This window comes from Thermoplasmata archaeon, assembly GCA_036395115.1.
Lineage (GTDB): Archaea > Thermoplasmatota > Thermoplasmata > RBG-16-68-12 > RBG-16-68-12 > RBG-16-68-12.
In genome coordinates this window covers 62338-83733 of record DASWDU010000005.1, presented here as the reverse complement: position 1 = coordinate 83733, position 21396 = coordinate 62338, and the positions used below count along the sequence as shown (strand labels likewise).

At 66.4% G+C, this 21396-nt stretch carries 18 protein-coding genes, 1 tRNA gene and 2 pseudogenes; 8 read left to right on the top strand and 13 right to left on the bottom strand.

The window, feature by feature from the left end; translation table 11 throughout:
• Nucleotides 1–163: 163 nt before the first annotated feature.
• The 4 genes and pseudogenes from VF992_01140 to VF992_01125 all read right to left on the bottom strand — a co-directional run bounded on the left by VF992_01140 (nucleotide 164) and on the right by VF992_01125 (nucleotide 3616).
• Nucleotides 164–1177 (bottom strand): annotated as a pseudogene (locus VF992_01140) (LAGLIDADG family homing endonuclease).
• Between the two features lie 459 nt (nucleotides 1178–1636).
• Nucleotides 1637–1900 (bottom strand): annotated as a pseudogene (locus VF992_01135) (AmmeMemoRadiSam system radical SAM enzyme).
• Nucleotides 1901–1995: 95 nt separating this feature from the next.
• The gene (gene thiL, locus VF992_01130) at nucleotides 1996–2997 is read right to left on the bottom strand and encodes a thiamine-phosphate kinase (GenBank protein HEX9339765.1); all 1002 of its coding nucleotides are present in this window, start codon (nucleotides 2995–2997) and stop codon (nucleotides 1996–1998) included.
• Between the two features lie 49 nt (nucleotides 2998–3046).
• Complete coding sequence (locus VF992_01125) at nucleotides 3047–3616, bottom strand: hypothetical protein (protein ID HEX9339764.1); 570 nt, start codon at nucleotides 3614–3616, stop codon at nucleotides 3047–3049.
• Between the two features lie 339 nt (nucleotides 3617–3955).
• On the opposite strand from VF992_01125, the gene VF992_01120 reads away from it, so the two are divergent.
• A tRNA-Gly gene (locus VF992_01120) sits at nucleotides 3956–4029 on the top strand.
• A gap of 9 nt (nucleotides 4030–4038) precedes the next feature.
• Here the strand turns inward: VF992_01120 and VF992_01115 are convergent.
• Nucleotides 4039–4797, bottom strand: a complete 759-nt coding sequence (locus VF992_01115; GenBank protein HEX9339763.1) for a VIT1/CCC1 transporter family protein — start codon at nucleotides 4795–4797, stop codon at nucleotides 4039–4041.
• Nucleotides 4798–4953: 156 nt separating this feature from the next.
• On the opposite strand from VF992_01115, the gene VF992_01110 reads away from it, so the two are divergent.
• Nucleotides 4954–6279: a hypothetical protein gene (locus tag VF992_01110; GenBank protein ID HEX9339762.1), complete on the top strand. Its 1326-nt coding sequence runs from the start codon at nucleotides 4954–4956 to the stop codon at nucleotides 6277–6279.
• On the opposite strand, the gene VF992_01105 is transcribed toward VF992_01110, so the two are convergent.
• The 3 genes from VF992_01105 to VF992_01095 all read right to left on the bottom strand — a co-directional run bounded on the left by VF992_01105 (nucleotide 6280) and on the right by VF992_01095 (nucleotide 8648).
• A complete protein-coding gene (locus tag VF992_01105) occupies nucleotides 6280–7245 on the bottom strand; it encodes a replication factor C small subunit (protein HEX9339761.1) in 966 nt (321 codons plus the stop codon).
• A gap of 62 nt (nucleotides 7246–7307) precedes the next feature.
• Nucleotides 7308–8306, bottom strand: coding sequence for a hypothetical protein (locus VF992_01100; protein HEX9339760.1), 999 nt, complete (start codon nucleotides 8304–8306; stop codon nucleotides 7308–7310).
• 3 nt (nucleotides 8307–8309) lie between these two features.
• Nucleotides 8310–8648, bottom strand: a complete 339-nt coding sequence (locus tag VF992_01095; GenBank protein ID HEX9339759.1) for a hypothetical protein — start codon at nucleotides 8646–8648, stop codon at nucleotides 8310–8312.
• 286 nt (nucleotides 8649–8934) lie between these two features.
• Here VF992_01095 and VF992_01090 point away from each other — a divergent pair, with 286 nt between their 5' ends.
• Nucleotides 8935–9945, top strand: coding sequence for a hypothetical protein (locus VF992_01090; protein HEX9339758.1), 1011 nt, complete (start codon nucleotides 8935–8937; stop codon nucleotides 9943–9945).
• A 32-nt stretch (nucleotides 9946–9977) separates the two neighbouring features.
• Nucleotides 9978–10922 carry a TIGR00269 family protein gene (locus tag VF992_01085; GenBank protein ID HEX9339757.1) on the top strand — a complete coding sequence of 315 codons (945 nt, stop codon included), beginning with the start codon at nucleotides 9978–9980 and terminating at the stop codon, nucleotides 10920–10922.
• 6 nt (nucleotides 10923–10928) lie between these two features.
• Here the strand turns inward: VF992_01085 and VF992_01080 are convergent, their stop codons facing one another.
• Complete coding sequence (locus VF992_01080; protein HEX9339756.1) at nucleotides 10929–12221, bottom strand: adenylosuccinate synthase; 1293 nt, start codon at nucleotides 12219–12221, stop codon at nucleotides 10929–10931.
• Nucleotides 12222–12362: 141 nt separating this feature from the next.
• Here VF992_01080 and VF992_01075 point away from each other — a divergent pair, with 141 nt between their 5' ends.
• Together VF992_01075 and VF992_01070 are read left to right on the top strand one after the other, a co-directional pair.
• Nucleotides 12363–13085 carry an ATPase domain-containing protein gene (locus VF992_01075; protein HEX9339755.1) on the top strand — a complete coding sequence of 241 codons (723 nt, stop codon included), beginning with the start codon at nucleotides 12363–12365 and terminating at the stop codon, nucleotides 13083–13085.
• Nucleotides 13082–14860, top strand: coding sequence for a DUF835 domain-containing protein (locus VF992_01070; GenBank protein ID HEX9339754.1), 1779 nt, complete (start codon nucleotides 13082–13084; stop codon nucleotides 14858–14860). The genes VF992_01075 and VF992_01070 overlap by 4 nt, the downstream gene beginning before the upstream one ends.
• Here the strand turns inward: VF992_01070 and VF992_01065 are convergent.
• Nucleotides 14784–14978 (bottom strand): hypothetical protein, encoded by a 195-nt coding sequence (locus VF992_01065; GenBank protein HEX9339753.1) that lies wholly within the window; start codon nucleotides 14976–14978, stop codon nucleotides 14784–14786. The two genes, VF992_01070 and VF992_01065, sit on opposite strands and share 77 nt — an antisense overlap.
• 214 nt (nucleotides 14979–15192) lie before the next feature.
• On the opposite strand from VF992_01065, the gene VF992_01060 reads away from it, so the two are divergent.
• The gene (locus tag VF992_01060; protein HEX9339752.1) at nucleotides 15193–16167 is read left to right on the top strand and encodes a hypothetical protein; all 975 of its coding nucleotides are present in this window, start codon (nucleotides 15193–15195) and stop codon (nucleotides 16165–16167) included.
• Here VF992_01060 and VF992_01055 read toward each other — a convergent pair.
• Entirely contained in the window at nucleotides 16164–17300 is a 1137-nt protein-coding gene (locus VF992_01055) for a hypothetical protein (GenBank protein HEX9339751.1), read from the bottom strand. The genes VF992_01060 and VF992_01055 overlap by 4 nt on opposite strands.
• 105 nt (nucleotides 17301–17405) lie before the next feature.
• On the opposite strand from VF992_01055, the gene VF992_01050 reads away from it, so the two are divergent.
• A complete protein-coding gene (locus tag VF992_01050) occupies nucleotides 17406–18137 on the top strand; it encodes an HAD family hydrolase (protein HEX9339750.1) in 732 nt (243 codons plus the stop codon).
• Here the strand turns inward: VF992_01050 and VF992_01045 are convergent, their stop codons facing one another.
• Together VF992_01045 and purB are read right to left on the bottom strand one after the other, a co-directional pair.
• Entirely contained in the window at nucleotides 18138–19898 is a 1761-nt protein-coding gene (locus VF992_01045) for an ATP-dependent DNA ligase (protein ID HEX9339749.1), read from the bottom strand.
• A 111-nt stretch (nucleotides 19899–20009) separates the two neighbouring features.
• Nucleotides 20010–21350, bottom strand: coding sequence for an adenylosuccinate lyase (gene purB, locus VF992_01040; GenBank protein ID HEX9339748.1), 1341 nt, complete (start codon nucleotides 21348–21350; stop codon nucleotides 20010–20012).
• Nucleotides 21351–21396 lie beyond the last annotated feature (46 nt).

Below are 21396 nucleotides of genomic sequence, written 5' to 3'. Positions count from 1 at the left end.
TGAGCAGATGGCCCTTCCGTCGCACGACACGCGCTTCCGACGCTTGCCATTCGATTTCCTGTGGAGTCACCTCTACCTCGTCAACAAGGAGCCGCATCATATAGTCGTCCGAGCGGTTGACTGTCCGACCCTCGATCTCGTAGTGTGGGTCATTGTGGGAGCGATAGACTCGTGGTACTTCGCCCAGCGTCAAGAGAATCTGCGCGATTCCATAGGTGAGGACCGGAGAAACGGAAGTACTGCCGAGGACGAATCCACCTTTGCCTTTGGTAACGTAGCCGTCCCCATTGAGATACCCCGCGAGAAAGGCCTTCAGAACTCGCCGGTTCGTGGATTGAAGGATGAAATCGGGCACTCGTTTGGTCGCGCTTGAGTCGCCGCAAGAACGGTGAAAAATCTTCGCGAGGCCGGCCCCGGGAGCGATGACCGCGATCCGGTTCTTCTGTCGAACCCGACGTGGACGAACTCCAAAGACCTCTCTCAGGATTTTCTCCACTTCGCGAATTCGAGTTTCCTCGCTTGCGCCAAAACTGAACCACACGGATCCGCTGTTCGGCCTTCTCTGCGCCCAAGCGAGCGATCCCTCGGCGCAGTAGTACCCGAACAGGCGTGCCACGCGTGGCGTGATATGGAGAAGAGCGGGCACCCCGAGTCCACGCTCCGCCGAACGCCGGACACGGCCATGGACCCTCTGTAAGTCGCCACCCCTGCGATACGAGGGCTGATTCTCGCTACGCAGAAGCTTCTCGACATCCAGAGGATCCTCTCGGCTCGATTTCGGCAGAGGTACAGCGAGGAAATCGCCCACCCGGAGTTTTTGCGCCTCTACCTTGGTTACACGGCCACCTCCGATCGACGCAAACACCGAATGATCGGGCGTGCACTCGAATCCGGGTAGGTAGAATGGCCGGATCCGGAGAACCGGACCGGAATACAGATGCTCAAAGGCCTTCCGGATCTGTCGCCAGCGTCCCCGATGGGTCAGGGCGAGTCGCTCGGAAACGATTCGGATTTCAGGATCGTCCGTAGGCCGCGCCTCGCGAAAGAGCTGATCAATCTCGACGTGGCCCTCGTCGGTCAATACACGAGTTCCCGGGAGGAAGCAATAGCGGCAATTGTGGGCGACGACGTGTCCAGCGACGTAGTTATGGAAGGGAACGCACTCGAAACTATACACTTGCTCCAGGGGGGCTTCTGACCGGACCGAGCGGACGGTCGCCCAGTCATACCGAGTTGCACTACCGGAGAAACCGTGCCACTCCCTCAAGAACCGCGAGGTTGCCTCAGGGTGAATTGAAGTAGAATGATCAGGGATCGGGATTGACTTAGCGGGAGGGGCAATCCGAGTTGTCGTCCCTCGGGAGATGAGGACTGCGTCACCTGGCTTCAGACTCTCCACGGGCCGCCATCCGATCGGCGTTAGGACAGGATGCTCTCGGGTGGCGAAGAAAGGGTCCTGAAGGCCATTCACCGACACACGAAAAGAGGCGGCCTTCCGTTTGCCCGCCGCAGTGACAACGGCCGGCAGCGTGACCCGATCACGGGTGTCCAACGACTTGAGGATGTCTCCCGCGACGACCTCCTCGACTGGTTTCGTGTCTCCGTCGAGGAGCGAAATCGGGGTTCCCGCCGGGTGGCAGAGCCAATTACACCCGGTCGTCGCGATGCTGAAGATCTTCGATCCCGGCCGCCAGTGTGACACGGGTTTCTTCTCGATCGGATCGACGTGGCCCGTGATGACGCGCCCATACACATAGAGCCAGAGCTTCCCCTCGTGCACGCCGCGGATCCCGCAGAGTCCGACCTGGCCTTCGCCAATCTTGCAGTACCGCGCGCACGCGGTGCACATGATCTTGTTCGTGCCCTCGACCGACCTCCAGAGTTCGGCGACCTTGCCCATCGCCTTGCCCGGCGGCTCGCGGACATCGAGGATCTCCCGCTCCGAAATCATCCACCATACACGGGCCGTTTCGGGTTAAAATCCTTTGGCAGGCGTTACCGAATCGCAGAGGGACGGAAGTGCTCCCAGCCTTTGTTCAGGAGCGGTTCCACCCCCGATTTCGTGACGAGGACGTTCCCGCCGGAGGCGGCGACCTTGCCGATCACCGTGAGCCGATTTCGCTCGGAGGGCTTCGCCTGAGCGTACCGTTCGAGGACGGTCTGGATGCCGTCCGCGCGGACCGTCGCGATGAGCTCGTAGTCCCCGCCGTAGTACAGGAGCAGGTCCCTCGCGACCGCGGGAGGAAGGGACCCGAGGCCGCGGTAGGCCGGGAGGGACGCCTCGTCGACCTGGTACGCGAGGTGCGTCATCGCCGCCATCTGCGCAAGGCTCGCCCCGAGGCCGTCGGAGATGTCCATGCAACTCGTCACGGCGCCGCACTCGGAGAAGAACATGCCGTCAAAGATCCGCGGATACGGCCGGAGGAGCTGGTTGAGCGCCTCCGTCCGGCCGGCGGACGGGTCCCGGAGGATCCGCATCGCGTGGCCCGCGCGGCCCAGGTCCCCCGTGACGACGATCGCGTCCCCCGGCCGCGCGCCGGTCCTCAAGAGGATGCGGTCTTTCCGCACGCGACCGAACGCCGTGCCCGCGATCGAGACCGTGTCCGCCTCCTTCGTGTCCCCGCCGAGCACCGCGATGCCGAACTCCCGGACGCACTCCTCCATGCCCTGCCCCAGGCCCCGGAGAAACTCGACGTCGGTCGAGGGGGGCATCGAGAGCGCCGCAACGAAGCCGAGAGGCCGAGCGCCCGCGGCGGCGATGTCGCTCAGGTTGACGGCGGTCGCGTACCAGCCGATCTGCTGCGGCGTCGCGCCCGGCGGGATGTGCGTCTTCGCGTTCACGACGTCCGTCGTGACGACGAGGTAGTCGTCGCCCCACTCGACCGCCCCGCAGTCGTGGCCCAGGCCGATCGGCTGGCCTCGGTCGTAGATGCGCGCGAGCACCTCGATCGCTGCGCGCTCGCCGATGTCGGAGAGCTTCGCCACGCCGTCCGCCATGCGGCGGGGACTAAAGAAGGCGATGGGCGCGGGGGTGCCGCGCCCGACTTCACTCTTTCTTCGGCGGAGGCGGGGTCTTCATCCGGCGCCAGAAGAACGCGGCGAAGGCGAGGACCGCGACGATGATGACGACGGAGCCCGCGATCACCAGCACGGTGTTGTCGCCGAGCAGGCCGCTGGCCGGCGAGATGATGAACGTGCCCACCATCGCGACATCGCCTTTGTGGCTAGACCGGTACTGGAACGTGCCGTTCCGATCCGCCGCGAAGCTGAACGTGACAGCTGCTCCCGTGGCGTTGGGGAAGTCCGCGCCGGGTTCGACCGCGGTGTCCCACGTGCCGCTGTTGTTGTAGTCGAGGTACCAACTGTGTGCCCGTCCGTCGGTGGCGTTCACCGTGATGACGACGGTCTCGCCCACCGTCGCGGTGAGGTTCGGTCCGGGGATGCTCAGGAGCGTGTCGTTGAAGCTCCATCCGGTGCCCGGAGCCGCGGCCCCGCGGCCGCCGTAGAGAGTGTAATTCACGGTTGTCGCCGCCACGGGAGGCGCGAAAGCGGCGGCTGCCAAGAGGGCAAAGGCCAAGCTCACGACGAGGACGATTGTCATTCGGGCGTGTGTCATTTGAATCCCATCCCGGGTGGCGGCGACACCCGGTTTTGCTCAAATAAAGGCATCGGTGCAAAAATCACCTTGACAGCGGCACAGGCGCAATAGGCCGCACTTCCACTTTCCCTGCCGGTGGCCATCCGCACTCCTTCCTCCGCTCGCGGAGCCCCGCATGAGGAGGGGACGCGCCATTGATCCGGGGTCACGGTGATCTTGCCCGGACGGATTCGCTTCCGCGCGAGCGCGCGAGGGGGGCCGAGTGCGTACGCGTGGCCGTCGTCTCCGCGGAGGGGACCCCTCCTCGGACGCGGTCCCGCAATCTTTTCAAAGCCTTTCGCCTTCGTCCCCCTTCACGCGGTGCTAGTCTAGTCTGGTTAGGACATAGCCTTGCCAAGGCTATAAGGCGGGTTCAAATCCCGCGCACCGCACTCGCCTCCCTAGATACCGCGGCCGCCGCTCACGAGATAGGCGATCCCGAAGCCCGCGATCGCGGAGGCGATCCCGATGACCGCCATCTGCGCGCCGCTGCGTCCCGGTCGTCCGACCGTCGTCCGCGCCTTCCACCAACCGATCGCGAACAGCGCGAGGGTGCTGACGACCAGGGAGACGGCGATCCCCAGGAGGATGTCCGACCCGATCACGACGAACGGGAGGAGCGGGATGAGCGAGCCCACGATCGCGGCGAACCCGACGAGGACCGCGCTCTTCCGGGCCTGCGTCGGGTCCACCGGCGCGAGGTTGAGCTCGTGGGACATCATCAGCTCGAGCCACGCTTTCGGCTTCGACACGATCCGCTCGAGCATGTCGTCGAGTTCCGGTCCGTGGAAGTCCCAACGCTCCAGGATTTCGCGGACCTCCTGCCGCTCCAGGTCCGGGAGCTCCACCATCTCCCGCTTCTCCCGCTCGACCTCGCTGAGGTAGTGATCCCGCCGCGCGAGCGTCGACGTATACGCGACCGCGCCCATCGAGATCGACTCGGCGAACGTCGCCGCGAGTCCGCCGGCGAGGATGATCGTCAGCGGGTCGGAGACGCCGAGGGTCCGCGCGGAGACCGCGACGCCGAGGATCACGCCGAGCACGTTCACGAGTCCGTCCTGGCTGCCGAGGATGAAGTCGGACAAGAGGCCGGGCTGGGCGTGTTTCTCCGCGAGCGCGTCCTCCTCGATCTTCCGCCAGAACGCGAACCGCGTCGCCAAGCGCCTCGCCCGCGCGGCCCCTAAGAGCCGGTTGGATTTGACCGTTGCGCTCGGTCGATCGGAGGCGCGCGTCTGGCGTCAGAGACCGCACGTCCTGCGGGTTCGTCGCGGCGCGCGCGAAGGTATTTCTAAGCCACCCGAGATGCGTCGCGCTCGATGGCGGCGGCGGACGCCTCGTCCCTCCTGGAGAAGATCGAATCCGCGGTCCGCTCGTCCCGGGAGCGGGAGGCCGTCGACGCGGCGGTGAAGGCGCTCGCCGCGAAGACGCCCCCTCTCGAGGTGATCCGCGCCGCAGCCCGCGGAGCGGCCCCGCGCTACGACGGCGTCGCGCCCCGCGGCCTCGCCGTGCTCGCCGCCGCGGCGAATCTGCTCGCTCGGATGCAACCGCACTTCCACCCGCTTCCGACGCTTCAGGGGATCGCCTTCATCGCGTCGGAGAAGAAAGCCCCCGTGGCGGCGAAGCCGCCCCTCGTCGTCTCCGGGGAAGTCACGCACCTCGGTCGGTCCTTCCTGTTCGCGGTCCGGGCGGGCGATCCCGTCGAAGCGGAATCGATCTTCCTCGGGATGATCGACGAAGGGTGGGAACGGAGGATGGCGGGCGACATGCTGTTCCGCGCGGCGGTCGAAGACATGGGCGAGGCCGGCCGGAAGTTCTTCCTCGCGGTGAAGGCGTGGCAGCTCGCCCGCTCGCTCGGCTTCGACGAGGCGCGGGCGATCCTGCGGCCGGCCGTGCAATACCTCGTGAAGGGTCCCCGCGACCGTACGTCGTACGATCTGATCATGTCCGTCCTCGGAAAGGACTGGGTCGATCTTGAGACGCTTGCGGCCGGCGGCCGTCCGCTCGATGAGACCGGTCGGGCTCGCGTGCGCGCGATCGCGTCCGCCCAAGACCCCACCACCTGCGTCAAAGCATCGCTCGCGACCCTTCACGACGGGTACGCGGCCACGTCGATCGCGGAAGGCTTGGTGGTCGAAGCGGCGAATCGCGTCATCGCTTCGGGCGGCTACGACCTCGGAACGGCGCGAGCCTTGATGTTCGTCCACGCGGCCCGGTTCGTCCTCGGGTTCAGCCGCACCTCGGAGCGACTCTACGCCCTCTTCCAGGCGGGCTTGCGGGTCCGCTCTCCGGAGCCGCCGATCGCGCCGACGTCGGGATCGGATCCGCCGGGGGAAGGCGAGGCGCTCTGCCACCTCGCGGGCGATTTCGATGCGCGCAAGCCCATGGAGGCGGTGGCGCGAACCCGGTCGTACGTGGCGCACGGATATTCCGCTTCCCGGCTGACGGACGTCCTCGCGAATTACGCCGCGCGCGACTCTGCGATCACGAACGACGGGATTAACCTGATCTTCGCGGACGTCTGCGCGACGGAGTTCCTCGCGACGAGGCCGCCGGAGGTCGCGATGGCGCTCGCGAAGATGATCGCCGCCTCGCCGAAAGACCAGGCCGCGTACGCCGCCTGGACGCCCGTCCTCGCGGCGTGATCACTTCTTGTTCAGTTCCTGTCCGATGAGCGCGAAGTGGGCGAGGAGCGCCTCGAGCTGGATGCGTTCGTTGCTGCCTTCGATGAGGCGGAAGTCCGTCTCTCCGATCCGATCGAGCAGGCGGACCTTGTACTCGTCCGGGACGTTCATGTCGAACACGGAACGATGGAGTTGCCGGAGGATGTCCTCTCCCGAGACGCCGTATTCGATCAGCAGGCGGTCGAGCACCTCGCGGGCCCGGAGGAAGTCGCCGGTCAGGGCCTTCTCGATGAGTCCCTTGACTTCTTCCGGCTTGATCGTGCTCGCGACCTTGTACAGCACGTCTGCGTCGATCGTCGAACCGAGCGATGCGGCGACCTGGAGGGAATTCACCGCGCGGCGCATGTCTCCCTCCGCGATGTAGATGAGCGCGTCCATCCCATCGTCCGTGATCTTGAGCTTCTCCGCCTTCGCAATGCGGCCGAGGTATTCGCGGATCGCCTCCGGCCGAAGCGGCCGGAATCGGAACACGGCGGTGCGCGACTGGATCGGCTCGATGAGCCGCGACGAATAGTTCGCGGACAAGATGAACCGCGACGTCTTCGAGTATGTCTCCATCGTCCGGCGCAGGGCGGCCTGCGCGTCCGCGGTCAAGTTGTCCGCCTCGTCGAGGAAGATGATCTTGAACTCCGTGCCGCCGAACGGTGCGATGCGCGCGATCTCCTTGATTTTCGATCGGACCACATCGATGCCGCGCTCGTCGCTGCTGTTTAGCTCGTAGTAATTCTGTTTCCAGTCCTCGCCGTACATGTCGCGCGCGAGGGCGATTGCGCACGTCGTCTTGCCCGTGCCTGCGGGACCGGCGAAGAGGAGGTGCGGCAGGTTCGCCGCCTTGGCGTACGATTGAAGGCGCTCGACGATGTCGTCCTGGCCGACGACTTCGCCCAGGGTCTTCGGTCGATACCTCTCGACCCAGATTTCCTTCATCGCTCCCCCGACGCGCGGAATCCGGCGCATGCGTAATAAGGCTTTGGCGGGGGTCGCGGAACCTACGACAGCGAGAGCTCGAGAAACTGCAAGACCGCGCCGATCGGGTTCATCAGCGTCGTCGTCGAGCCGCCCGCGAAGAGCAGTCCCACGCCGCGGTTCCGGTCGTCCACGACGAGCGAGCCGCTGTCCCCGCCTCGCGACAGGAGATTGCTCACGAGTTGCTGACGGAAGACCGCGGTCTTCCCGCCGTAATCGACCTCGACGACCGCGTCGAGCGCCGAGATCCGGCCCTCCGTCGTCGACGTCGTCCGACCGCTCTTCCGGACGCGCATGCCGATCGACGCCTCAGCCGCCCCGGCGACGCGGCCGATGCCGAGGATCTCCGGGTCCAGGAGGTCCGCCGAGATCGGGTCCGCGATGGCGGCGTCGATCAGGTTCGTCCTCCCGCTCGGGAGCCGCTTCAGTCCGAGTCCGGCGGCGGCCAGGGCCGGGCGGAGCGCCCGTTCGAGGAGCCGACCGATCGCCCCGAGGCGCCCCTCGTTGAACTGGATGGGCACGAAGTCCGTCAGGCGTCCGATCGCGTCTTGCGTGCGCCCTCCGTCCGCGGGGCCGGGTTGCAGGATCAGGTCGCCCGGACGCGCGTCGTTCGCGTTCGCCAGGACGTGGTTGTTCGATAGGATGATCGGACGCCCCCGACGGTGGGCCGCGACCCCGAGCGTTCCGGCCGTGATGAGGACGTGGCCGATGCTCACGCCGCCCGGCGCGGGGCGGACGGCTCGGGTGCGGTCCACGGCCTCCGGCTCGAGGATCCGCAGCGCCCGGAACCGTCCCGTCTCGACGACATCCGTCCGGACGCCTCCGAGGTCGCGTGGGACGATGTCCCGCCTCCGGAGCTCGTCTTCCCGCCGCTTCCGCTCGACGAAGACCACGACGCACCGCTCCGTCGTCTCCTGGCCCCCGATGACCTTGGTCCCGACCGCCACACCGACGACGTTCGCCCGGGCGAAGAGGGCCCCCTCATGGATCGATTTCGCCGCCTGCACGCCGTCCTGCGGCATGCCTCACTCCTTCCGCTCGAACGCGCTGATTTCGAGGAGGCCTTCGCCGAGCTTCCCGCCCGCCGTCGTGCCGGCGACCCGGACGACCATGTTCGAGACGAAGCCGAGGAAGATGCCGATTCCGTAGTACCCGAGCAGCTCGCGTAGGTACAGGAACGAGAGCATGCCGACGCCGAAAACGACCGCGATGAAAGCGGCGAAGGCGCCCCACTGCACCCGGTACCGGCGGACCGCGAACAGGAGGAACCATCCGAGGACGACGCCCATGAGCAGGAGCCCGAGCTGGTTGATGTCCGTCGCGTTCCCTCCGCGGGAAGAGGGACCGAATCCCGGCCGTCGCAAATAAAGGAACCGCGGCGGTTCTCACGCGGCATAATCAGGACGCCGACGACACGCCGCCAAAAGGCTCAACTACCCCGCGGCCCGATGCCGGGCGAAGAGGGGAATCGCGGTGTCCGCGCCGATCGCGTGTCCGACCTGCGGGGCCCCCAATGCGCCGTCGAACAACTTCTGCCTCACGTGTGGGACGCGGCTGTCTCCGACGGGTCCCGCTCCTCTGCCGCCCTCGTATCCGCCCGCATATCCGCCTGCGTATCCCCCGGCGTATTCGCCGCCGCCCGCATATCCGATGCCCGTCCCGCCGGCGTACCCGGGCGGCTACCCGCCCTATGCGTGGGGTCCCCCGATGCGCGGCAGCGGGGCGGGCGACATGCTCTCCGGGACCTTCGAGGTCTGGTCGAAGAACTTCGTCCCGTATTTCGTCGTATACCTCGTGCTCGCGGCGATCTCGGGGGTGATCGGCGGCGCGTTGTCCCTCGCCGTGCTCAACAGATTCGGGACCGGCACCGGATTCGTCCCCGGGACTCCGTCCGAGATTCCGAGCGGCACGACCTTGCTTTCCCTCCTCCTCCTTGCGGTGGCCGGGGTCGTCGCCTCCACGATCCTGAGCAGCGTGGTCCTGGGAGGGATGACCGAATTCGCGGTGCGCCGGTTCCGTGGCGAATCGATGAACGTCGAGGATGCGATCCGTCGAGGCATCCAGCGGTTCCTGAGCATCCTCGGCGCCAACCTCCTCCTGGCGCTGATCGTCCTCGCCCTCGTCGTCGTGCCGCTGATTCTCCTCCTCGGGCTCGTCGTCGGTTCGTTCGGCGCGGTCGGGGGGCCCACGAATGCCACCCTCACCCTGGTCTGCGGCCTTCTCATCGCCCTCGTCGTCGGCGGCATCATCGCGCTCTACGTATCCGTGGGCATGAGCCTGTACGCGCCTGTGGTCATGATGGAAGGCGTCGGTGCGGTCGGAGGGTTGGGCCGGAGCTGGGCGATCACGAAGGGCCATCGGCTCTCCCTGTTCGGCGCGATCCTCGCCGTGGTTCTCCTTGGGGCCGTCGTCGCCACCGCCATCGCCGCCCCTGCGGGCATCCTCCGCAACCCGGCCGTCTCGCTCGTCGCCGCCGCCCTCGCGAGCGCGATCGTGGCGCCTTGGGGCGTCATCCTCGCGGCGGTCGCCTACGACCTCATCGTCCGCCCGTTCCCGTCCATGGGGACGGCACCGCCCGCCGTTCCCGTGACCCCGCCCCCCGGGCCGGCCCCGCCGACGGCTCCGATGCCACCGGCGCCGCCGAGGCAGCCCGGTCCGTGAAGGCTTAAGCCCCGCCGCCCTTTCGACGCCGCGTGACGTGCGACCGCTGCGACGCGCCTTCCGTCGAGTGGATTCGGTACAGCGGCGAGCACCTGTGTCGCGATCACTTCCTCGGGTTCGTCGAACGGCGCGTGAAGCGGGAGGTGCGCTCCCAAGTCGAGTTCCGCGGCGGCGAGCGCGTCGCCATCGGGATGAGCGGCGGGAAGGACTCGAGCGCGACCGCGTTCCTGCTCGCGAAGTTCCTCGCGAACCGTCGCGACGTCGAACTGATCGGGATCACGATCGACGAGGGGATCGCCTCCTACCGGCCGGGAGGGATCGAGCACGCACGCCGCCTCTGCGCGAAGCTCGGGATCGAGCACCGCGTCCTCGCGTATGCCGACACGGTCGGCCGAGAGATGGACGACGTCGTCGCGCTCGACCCGGGGGCGATCCCGTGCAGCTACTGCGGTCCCTTCCGCCGGCATGCCCTGAACCGCGCGGCCCGCGGGCTCGACGCCGACTACGTCGCGACGGGCCTGAACCTCGACGACACCGCGCAGTCGATCCTGATGAACGTCGCCCGGGGGGACGTCGAGAGGCTCGCGCGCCTCGGGCCCCATGAAGTCCGCCAGCCGGGACTCGTGCCGCGGATCCAGCCGCTCCGGATGATCCCGGAGAAGGAGGTCTACCTGTACGCGATGTTGCGGGGGATCGAGTTCCACGATGCGACGTGCCCGTACGCGGAGCGCGCGCAACGCGGCCGCTTCCGGGAGATCGTGCACCGGCTCGAGGAGGAGAGCCCGGGGACCCGCCACGCGATCCTCCGCGGATACGATGAGATGCGACCGCTCCTCCAGGGGAAGTACCCGCCGGCGACGCTCAACGCGTGCGCCCGGTGCGGTGAGCCGACGGTCCACGCCGTGTGCAAGGCGTGCGAGTTGCGCGAGCGTCTTGCGCGCATCGTGGGCGCAGACATCGCCGAGCCGATCCCGTGACGTCGGTCACCGACCGATCGTCGCGGCGCGCGACCGCCCGACGGACACGATCCGGACGGGGACCTTCAGATGCGATTCGATGAACGCGACGAACTTGCGCGTCGCTTCCGGGAGCGCGCGCCGGCCCTTCTTCGCGATCCCGATCCAGTCGGCCTCGGAGAACTCGGGCCATCCCTCGAAGTCGCGGTAGATCGGGCCGCACTCCGACAGGACGCGCATGCTCGCGGGGAACTCCTTGAGGGTCGCGCCCGCGTGGCGGTAGCCGATACACGCTCGGACGCGGTCGAGCCCTCCGAGGACGTCGAGCTTCGTCAGGGCGAGGCCCGTCAGCCCGTTCACGCGGACGGACATCCGGAGCATGACGAGGTCGACCCATCCGACCCGTCGGGGCCGGCGGGTCGTCGTGCCGTACTCCCCGCCCCCGCGCTCCCGGAGATGCTCCGCCACCGGGCCCTCGAGTTCCGTCGGGAACGGACCCGTGCCGACCCTCGACGTGAAGGCCTTGGCGACCCCGAGGATGTCCGTGAGGAATTGCGGCCCAACGCCCGCGCCGACCGAGGCGGCGCCCGCCACGCAGTCGCTCGACGTGCCGTACGGGTAGACGCCGTGGTCGATGCAGAGGTGCGTGCCTTGCGCGCCCTCGAACAGGATGCGCTTCCCACGGTGCAGGGCCGCATCGAGCCAAGCGGACGTGTCGATCACGAACGGCGCGAGCCGCTCCCCGTATGCGGTGGATTCCGCCAACATCGACTCGGGGTCGAGGCGGTCGTCGCCGCCGTACGCCTCGATGACCCGCTGCTTGATCGGCACGATCGTCCGGAGTTTCGCCCGTAGAGTCTCGGGGTCGATCAGGTCGGCCATCCGGATGCCGAAGCGTCCGACCTTGTCTTCGAAGGCGGGTCCGATGCCGCGCAAGGTCGTGCCCGCCCCGAGGTTTCCTTTCAGCTTCTCCTCGAGCGCATCGAGGATCTTGTGGTACGGCATGACGACGTGCGCACGGTCGCTGATGCGGAGGTTCTTCACGGGATGGCCGCGCTCGCGCGTCTCGTCGATCTCCTTGAGGAGCTGCGCGGGTTCGACGACGACGCCGTTCCCGATGACGTTCATCGTCCGCGTGCGAAGCACGCCTGATGGCAGGAGGTGGAAGGCGTACAGTTCCTCGCCCACCTGGACCGTGTGCCCAGCGTTCGCCCCGCCCTGGAACCGCACGACGACGTCCGCCCGGTCCGCGAGGAAGTCGATGATCTTGCCCTTGCCCTCGTCCCCGAACTGCGTGCCGACGGCCACGGTGGCGGGCATCGGATTCTCCGAAGGAACAACGACGTCGCCTTAATGGTTCCGCGGCGTCCCCGAGGATCGGCTCGCCGGGCACACGCGCGATACCGTTTTATTCGCCTACACCGATGTCCGTACAGCCCGTCCGGGTCGGGAGGGGGTTCTGTGCTGTCCGAGGCTACTCCAGATCGGATATCGACGTACGTCGTCGGCCTCGACGACCGTCTCAGCGGCGGCATCCCGCGCGGGCACATCGCCCTCGTCGCGGGCCCGCCGGGATCCCTCAAGTCGTCCTTCGTGTACCGCATCCTCTTCAACGAGGCGAAGGAGCACGGCGCCTCGGGGCTCTACCTGTCGATGGAGCAGAGCCGCGCCTCGCTGATGTCGCAGATGACGTCCCTCGGCATGGACCCGGGCCACGCGAAAGGCGTGCACATCATCGACGTCCGCGGCCTGCGGCGGGAGATCGAGGAGGTCCGGGAGCAGCCGCGGTGGCTCCTCGGCCTACGTCGCCAGCTCGCACGGTACAAAGAGGAGATGGGCTGCGACCTCATCTGTTTGGACAGCCTTGATGCGCTTTACGCCCTCGCCCCGTTCGAGAGCCCGCGGAACGAGATCTTCCAATTCTTCGAGGAGTTGCGGGATCTGAACGCGACGACGTTCCTCGTCTCGGAGATGCCCCGGGACAGCGTGAACTTCGCGCACTTCGGCGTCGAGGAGTTCCTCGCGGATACGATCATCCACCTGCGCATGCGCGAGGTCGACGTCGGCATGAGCACCTCCGTGCGACGGTACATCGGCGTCGTGAAGATGCGCGGGGTCGAGCACGACTTGGACTACTACCCGCTCCTCGTCGAGCGCGGGACCTTCGAGATCGTGTCCGAATGACCACGACGTCCGACGTTTTCACGCTGACCGGCGGCGGGGTGTTATCCCTCGCGGCCCTCGCCGTGAGCGGGTTCCTCGGCGCGTACGTCTTCGGGCTGAACCCGCGCGGTCCCGCGAACCGGGCCGTGGTCGTCGTGATGATCGCCTTCGTCACGTGGGACCTCGGCGAAGCGGTGCTGCGTTCGTTCGCGTCCATGTCTCCCGACGCCCTGTTCGTCTGGGCCCGTGTCGTGTGGACGGCGATCACCCTCGTGCCGGCGGCGTTGTACCACCTCGCGGTCACGTATCCGGCCCGGCCCCCTCGCTTCCGGCGACCGTGGGTCCTGCTCGCGATCTATCTCCCGTTCGTCGCCTGGGCCTACCTGGTCGTAGGGACGGACCTGATCATCGCCGGGATGTCCTCGAATTGGCTGGGCCCGAGCGCCCGGGTCGCGCCGACGTACGTGTACTTCGCGCCGCTCTTCTTCGTGTGGATGTTCACCTCCGTCATGCTCTTCGTTGGTTCGTGGTGGCGGGTCCGCAAGACGCCGAGTCGTCGGGTGCAAGGCGTCGTGCTCCTCGGCCTGCTGCTCGGGACGGTCCCGGCCGCGGTGACGGAGCTCTTCTGGCCTCTCCTGACGGCGGGCGGCACCCGGCTCGGCCTCGGATCCGTGTACACGATGATGTGGTCGGTCTTCATCGCCTTCGCGGTTGCGCGATATCAGTATCTCGAAATTCCGCCGGTCGTCGAAGCGAAAGCCCCGAGTGCCGCGAAGCACCGCCTGGAGCGCGGCCTCAACTACCTCGTCGTCGAGAACGGCCGGACCGCCGCGATGGGCGCGTTCCGGGAGATCGTCTCGACGACGCCGGGCCTGTGCGTCACCGGCCTCGCGCCGAGCCGCGTCGCATCCCGCTTCGGGCTCGAGCGCACGCCGATCCTCTGGGTCACGACGGCGTCGAGCGAAGAGCGGACCGTGCGCCCGAACGGCCTCGACTTCGAGCTCGTCCACACGGTCCTGAAGTTCCTCCGCGAAAATCCGGGGACGGTGGTCGTCCTCGACGACCTCGACTACCTCGCGACCTTCGCCGGCTTCGACGCGGTCGCGCGATTCCTGAAGCGCGTGACGAACCAGGCGAGCGCTTCGCGGGGCACCGTGATCGTGGCGGCGGGGGTCGGGACCTTCACGCCGGAGCAGATCGCGATCCTCCGAGGGTCCGTCGACCGGTTCCTCGAGATCGTCGAGGCGCCCGGGCCGGCGTCGAGCGGCCCCACGGATCCCGTCCTCCTGACGATCCCGGCCGAGGACGTCCCCGTGGCGTTGCCCCTCGTCGGCGCGAGGCACGGGCTGCTCTTCACGACGGAACATCCGTCGAAGGCGCGCGTGCGCTATGGCGAGAGATTCGAAATCGTCTGGATTACGGAACACCCGCAGCCCGGCGTCGTGTGCGTGCGCCCGAAAGCGCTCGACACGGAGGCGCGGCGCACCCTCACGAACTTCGCCTCCTCGCATCCAGGCAGCGACCTCGTCCTCGTCGGGCTCGAACAGGTCGCCCTCTACGTCGACCTGAAGACGTGGCTCCCGTTCGTGAAGGACTGCCTCGACATCGCGAGCCTCCACGGATGCCGGTTCTTCCTCACGGCGGCCCCGGAGGCGATCGGGCGTCGGGACCTCGCGATCCTCGCGCGCCGCTTCGACGCTCCGCTGCCGGCCTCGCTCTTCACGAGCCCTCTTCCTTCAACGCCGACCACAGCCGTTCCTGAAAGTCGAATTCCGTCTCGAGGACCCGCCTCATGAAGAGGACGATCTGGCCGTGCGGGTCCAAGCCGTTCCGTCGGCAGTACTCCCGGAACCGATCGAGGACCGTGCGGTCCACGCGGATGTTGAACTGCACCTTGTCCCCCGTCCCGGACATCGATCCGGGAACGCCGTGGCGGTATTTGATGGTTCCTATAACTCTTAACATATCCTATCTTTCGGTATCAACCGTAGCATCTAAATAGGTGGTAATCAGTTCTGGTAACAGTGGGAGAGGGTGGCCCGTGACCGCTAGTATCTCGTCGAAGGCGCGCCCTGCGCCCCCCGAAGAACCAGGACTGGAACCCCCTGATTCCATCGAACCCGACGCCGTGGAACACCGCCTCCATGAGGAGTTGTTTCAGAGCCTCGTGGAGTCGGCGGACTACGTCGACGGACGAACACCACTCCCGGCCCGGAGTGGAGGGGCGTTGCAACTGGCCACGCCCGAGGCGATTCGAGGTGCGTTCGCGGATTCGTGGGACAACCTCTCCCATTCCCTCGGGCTCGGCATCGAGCCGGAGAAGGCGCTGCTGGGGATCCAGGACCTTGTGATGTACGACATCCCCGACGGCACGCGGTCGACGCTGTCCGTCCCCGTGGCGTACGACGTCGAGGCGGACGCGGGCCTGTACTGCCTCGCCCTCGTGCACACGCTCGCGAGCCTCGGCGCGCGGACGAACGTGATCCTGACACACACCGTGTACAACCGCGAGCGCGGCCCGGAGGACACGAAGCGGTTCCTGGAGATCCTGGCGAAGGGCATCGAGCCGTTCCGCGAATACGCGCGCCGCCACGGCCTCGCGATCCGCCTCGAGGGGATCCACCCAGGATACGAGCTCGAAGACACCTTCCGCCGCGCATTCCCGCCGCCGAGGGAGCCGAAGTTCGACGCGCACTTCCTGATGGACTACGAGGAGGAGTGGTTTCTCACTGCGGAAGGACGAAAGTTGCTCGAGGTCCTCCCGACCATCGACGTCGTGGTGCGGCACACGAAGCTCGGTATCGCGGGTGGATGGATCCCGATCCGGATGCGAAAATCCGCGTACGTCTACTCGCAGAACGGCACCGTGCACAGCAACTGGAACTTCGACGAGTACGCCGCGATGGTCGCGGTCACGTATCTGGCGAAGCTCCTGCACCAAGGCGAGGCGCTCTCGAAGAAGTACGCGTCGATCGACGAGATCAAGGCGCGCTACCGCGAACGGGAGCTGAAGCTGCGTCAGAAGATCGTGCGTCTCACGCCGAAGCCCCGCAAACTGTTCGTCCTCGGTTCCCCGATCGGCCTCATCCAAGTGTACGCTTAGACGAGCGGCGACTCGATGAAGAATTGGGTCATCATCTCTTCCGTCCCCTTCGCGTCGCTCGGTACACCTTGCCACTTCATGAGGACCTGTCGGTTCTCTGCCTCGAAATTGAGGAGTAAGTCCCTCATCTGGCGTCGCAGTTGGTCCGACTCCTCGCCCTCGAGGACGACGGTGATGTATGCGTATCGTCCGCGCTCCATGATCAGCGTGTAGCTCCCGTGGGTGATCGCACTGAGGCTCTTCCCGCGGAGGATCGGGAACGAAGTGCGCATGAAATTCTGGATGACGTCGAGCGTCGCACCGAACAAATCCTGGTCGACCACCTTTTCCCCGGGCCGCACTTTCGAGCCGATTAAGGTGCCGTCCCCATAGGTGAGGAAGACGGCCTTGATCGCGTACCGGCGGGCCTGAAAGAGACGAATCGCTTCCGAGATCCGTTGCCTGCCGACGGGATAGAGCGTGTAGTAGGCGCTCCCGGCCACAAAGATGAGGAGCGTCGACAGAGGGGGCGGGAAATCATGGTTCTGCATGACGCCTAAGAGCCCGTTCGTCCCGAGTCCCAAGACCAAGACGAGGGTGAACGTGACCATGAGCCCGGCGGCCCGCCTGGCGAGCATCTTGCTGCTCTCGCGGACGATGCGGTAGAGCCGGTACAGATTCCAGATTCCGATGATTGCGTACACGAGGACGTACACGAGCAGAAGCGCGAACGGGATCGGCGCGAAGATGGCGATCGGGACGCCTCCGCCCGACGGAGGGACCACGCTCTCAATCGAAGTGGTCCACACCATGATCAGCACCGCCACGGTCAAGAAGACGAAAGCCCAATACCTACGTCTCATCCGATCCACGTAGACGAGCGTGAAAAGCAGGAAGAAGTTCACGGCGAGGACGAGCCCCGTGAGACTGATCGTGGCGGCGGTTTCCAGCGCCCGCAGACTGTTTGGATCCGCGTTAAAGAAAAGCCAGTCGCCGACCGCGTAGAAACCTGCGAAAAAACAGGAGAGCAAGAAGAATCTCTCAGTCCAGGTGTGCCACCGGTCACGGTAGACCTGCAGGGCGGCTAGGAGCAGCCACGCCGCCGCAGAGACCAGGGGCGCGCTCTTGAGGACCGTGCTGATCCAGTCCGCCATCGTCCGATCCAGACGTCCCTACGTCGTCTGCGATATAAGAAACGCCAAATAAATACCCGTGTTCTTTCCGGTCTCCGGGATGACCTATAGACGGGTGGGACCGAACTGACAACGAGATCATTCGTCCTCTTTGACCTCGGCGGGACTTTGGTTGACCTTCGGGGCATCGGTTCCTCGATGTCGGAGCGTCTCCAAGTGGATCTGGGGATCGCTCCTGATCAGGCGGACGGACTCGCGCTAGAGTGGGCGCGGCGGACGGCGGACCGACTGCCGCGCGCGCAAGGTCGAAAGTTTCGCCCCCAGCGCGACCTCGCGGCGGAGGCGCTCGCCGAACTCCTCACGGGAAGGGCCATTTCCTTCGACTCTGGCCGCTTGGTGAGCGGCGCATGGGCGGACTTCGCCCAAACGTGCGTCCTCCACGACGACGCCTCGGTCGACTGGATTCGGTCCCTCCGGTCTCGCTCCGATGGCCTCGCGCTCGTGACGGACGGCGACACCGACGCCGTCACGCCCGTGGTGGAGCGCCTCGGCCTGCGGCCTCTTTTCGATGCCGCGATTATCTCCGAAAAGGTGCGGGCGTACAAGCCGAACCCGAAAATCTATCGAGCCGCGATGAAGGAATTGAAGGCTTCGCCCGGCGAAAGCATCTTCGTCTCCGACTCCCCGGTCGACTTGGGAGGCGCCGACGCACTCGGGTTGTCGACGGCCCTGATTGATCGCGGTCTTTTCTACGACACTGCGGTAGGGCCGCCTGGGTTCATCCGTCTCGCGCGTCTCACGGATCTGGAGACGGTCCTCCACCGACGGGCGACGACCGGTCGGTTCGGGATGCCGTAGTCATCCGGACGGCTTCTTCGCCTGCTTGAGCTGCTGGCGATACATCTCGAGGAGTTCCTTCGCGGTCGTCGCGTCTTCCGGTCCCTTGTCGTCTCGCCACCGCCCCGTGAACCGGGGGAACCGCACGGCGAGTCCTGCGCCCTCGCGGACTGCACCCCACGCGCACGTGTGGACAGGGCTCACGGTGATTTCTGCGCCCCGCACTTCGAGGACGGTTTGCGGCTCGAACCAGACGTCGGCCTCGAGTTTCGAGTCGACCCGCGCGGGCTTGCGATCCCTCTTGGCGGCCTTGAGTTTCTCGGGCAACGCGAGCAAGGTCTCGTCGGCGAATCCCGTGCCGAGCTTGCACGTCGTCCGGAATGTATCCGCCTGATCGTCGTAGGCCCCCATCAGGAGTGCGCCATAGGAGCCGGCGCGCTTGCCGCGCCCCGCGAACGCCCCGACGATCACGAGGTCGATTGTATCGCTCAAGGCGGCGCTGTACTCCCGCTTAAACTTGATCCACTGATACCCGCGAGCGCCTGCGTCGTAGGTCGAGTCGAGCGCCTTCGCCATGAGCCCCTCGCAGCCCGCTTGGAGCGCCTCGTCGAAGAACGCTTCGGCCTGCTTGACGTCGTCCGTCACGCGGACCGTCGAGTGCCGGATCCCCTCATTCGGCGTGAGCGCGGCTTCCAGCGCCTTGCGGCGCTCCGTGTACGGCCGAGCGGTCAAGTCCTCGTCCCCGCGGAGGAGACAGTCGAAGGCGAACAGGGTGACCGGGAACTCCTTCGCCATCCGTTCGACCTCCGTCTTCCTCCCGCGCCGGCGGCTCACCTCCTGGAACGGGAGGAACTCGCCCGTGTTCGGGTCGACCGGCACGGCCTCGCCTTCCACGATTGCCCCGTTCCCTCGGATCGCGGCCTTCAGCCCTGCGACGATCTCGGGAAACTGTCCCGTGATGTTCTCCAGGTGGCGGGAGAACAGCTTGATCTCGTTCGGCGAGACGTGCGCCTGGACCCGGAGGCCGTCGTACTTGTACTCGAGGGCCGCCTCACCCATCCGCTCGAAGATCTCCTCGAGCGTCTCGAGCCGTTCTGCGAGCATCGCGCGGATGGGGCGGAACAGTTTCAGATGGATTTCTTCCAGGCCGCCGAGACCCTTCGCCGCGATCGCGCGCGCGACCTCGCCGAGGTCCGATGACACGTTGTAGGCGCGCTCGACGCGGTCTCGATCCGCCTTTGTCGCGTAGGCGGAGGCGAGCGCGTCCACGATCGTCATGTCCGCGACGCCGAGTCGCATCTGCCCGACGACCATGCGGACGATGTACTTCGCCTCCCCTGGCGTGGCGTTGCCGAGCAGGTCGGACAGCAAACGAATCTTCCGATCCTGACTCCCTTCGCCCGATTCCCGGGCGATTGCGTCCAAGTTCGCGTACACTTTCGCGGTCGTGAGCGGCGTGGACTCGAGCGGCTTCTGCCGACGCGCGGCGAGCGCCTCTTCCGCGACGAGACCGAGGTCCCCCTTTTCCTTCCACAGCCTCTGCACGCGGGCGTCGTCGAGCCCCGTCGCAAGCACGAGGACCCGGATCACCATCTTCTCCGCGAGGCCGAGTTCGATGCCTTCGTAGTCGGGATGGATCCGCCCTTGCGTGAGATACACGACCTTGTCGAGATCCTCCTTCGGGATCTCCCGCAAGAGACCGACGAGGAGGTCCGTCATCTCGAGCCGTTTCGTCGTCGCCTCGATCTTCTCGTACGCTTCGACGACACGGGCGAACTGCATCGCGTTCGAAAGCCTCGGATGATTCTTAAGGGTTCGCGGGACAACCGCGATTGGGGATCCCGCGGCAATCCCTAGCCCAGTGCGGATTGCGTGGCTCCGTCCTTGAACGGACTAGTGCACTCGCTTCACGACCGCGTCAACGATCGCCACGCTGTCCCCGAGGTATGCGGCCGGGTCCATTGCCACATCGATCTCCTTCTTCGAGAGTAGCTTCGTCGCCTTCGGCTCCGCGAGGAGCGCGTCCCGCAGATCGATTCCCTTCGATCGCGCCATCTGCGCCGTCTCGCGGACGAGCTTGTGGGCCTCTTGCCGTCCGAGCCCCTTACCCACGAGGGCGATCATCACCGACTCCGCCATGACTTGTCCTTTCGTCGCCTCGAGGTTCGTCTTCATGCGGTCCGGATAGGCGCGCAGCGTGCGAAAGATCTCCGTCGTGCGCGCGAGCATCTCGTCGATCAGGACGCAGGCGTGCGGCAGGAGGATTCGTTCCGCCGCGCTGTTCGTCAGGTCCCGCTCGTGCCACAGCGGCACGTTCTCGAGGGCCGGCGTCACGAGCGAGCGGACGATCCGGGCGAGACTGCACACGTTCTCCGAGGCGACCGGATTCTCCTTCTGCGCCATCGTCGAGCTGCCGACCTGTTTCGCCTCGAACGCCTCGGCGACTTCCCCAATCTCCGTGCGCTGGAGGTTGCGCACCTCCGTGCAGAACTTCTCCAGGGAGGCGGCGAGGTTCGCAATCACGCCGACGAACTCCGCGTGGCGATCGCGGCCGACGACCTGGGTCGCGGCGTCCTCCACGCCGACGCCGAGGTCGCCCAGGACGGCCCTCTGGATCTCGGCGGCGTGCGGCCCGAACGCAGCGCCCGTGCCGACAGCCCCGGACATCTTGCCCACGACGATCCGCGGGGTCGCCTGCCGGAGCCGCTCGCGCTGCCGCGCGACTTCCGAAGCGAACACGGCCATCTTCAATCCGAACGTGATCGGCACGGCGGCCTGACCGTGTGTGCGGCCGAGCATGATCGTGCGCTTGTGCTTCGAGGCGAGCGATGCGAAGACGTCGATCAAGCCATCGAGGTCGTCGTCGATGAGTCGGATCGCGTCGCCCAGCTGGAGCGCGGTGGCGGTATCGAGGATGTCGCTGCTCGTCGCGCCGAGGTGGACGTACTTCCGCGCGTCGCCGTCGCAAGCCTCCGTGAGGGCGAGGACGACCGCCATGAGGTCGTGCCGGGTATCCTTCTCGAGTTCCTCGACGCGCTTCACCGTGACGTTCTTCGTCGTGGCCTTCTTCGCGATTTCCGCCGCTGCCTCTTTCGGGATCAGCCCAACCTTCGCCTCTGCCCGAGCGAGCGCCGCCTCGACGTACAGGAGCCGCTGCAACCGCGCGTCTTCTTCGAAGATGCCCCGCATCTTCGGCCTCCCATAGCGAAAGTCGATCGGGCACAGGAGGGACATGGGGACCAACGAGGGCAAGGACCCGAATCATTAAGGAACTTTTGGC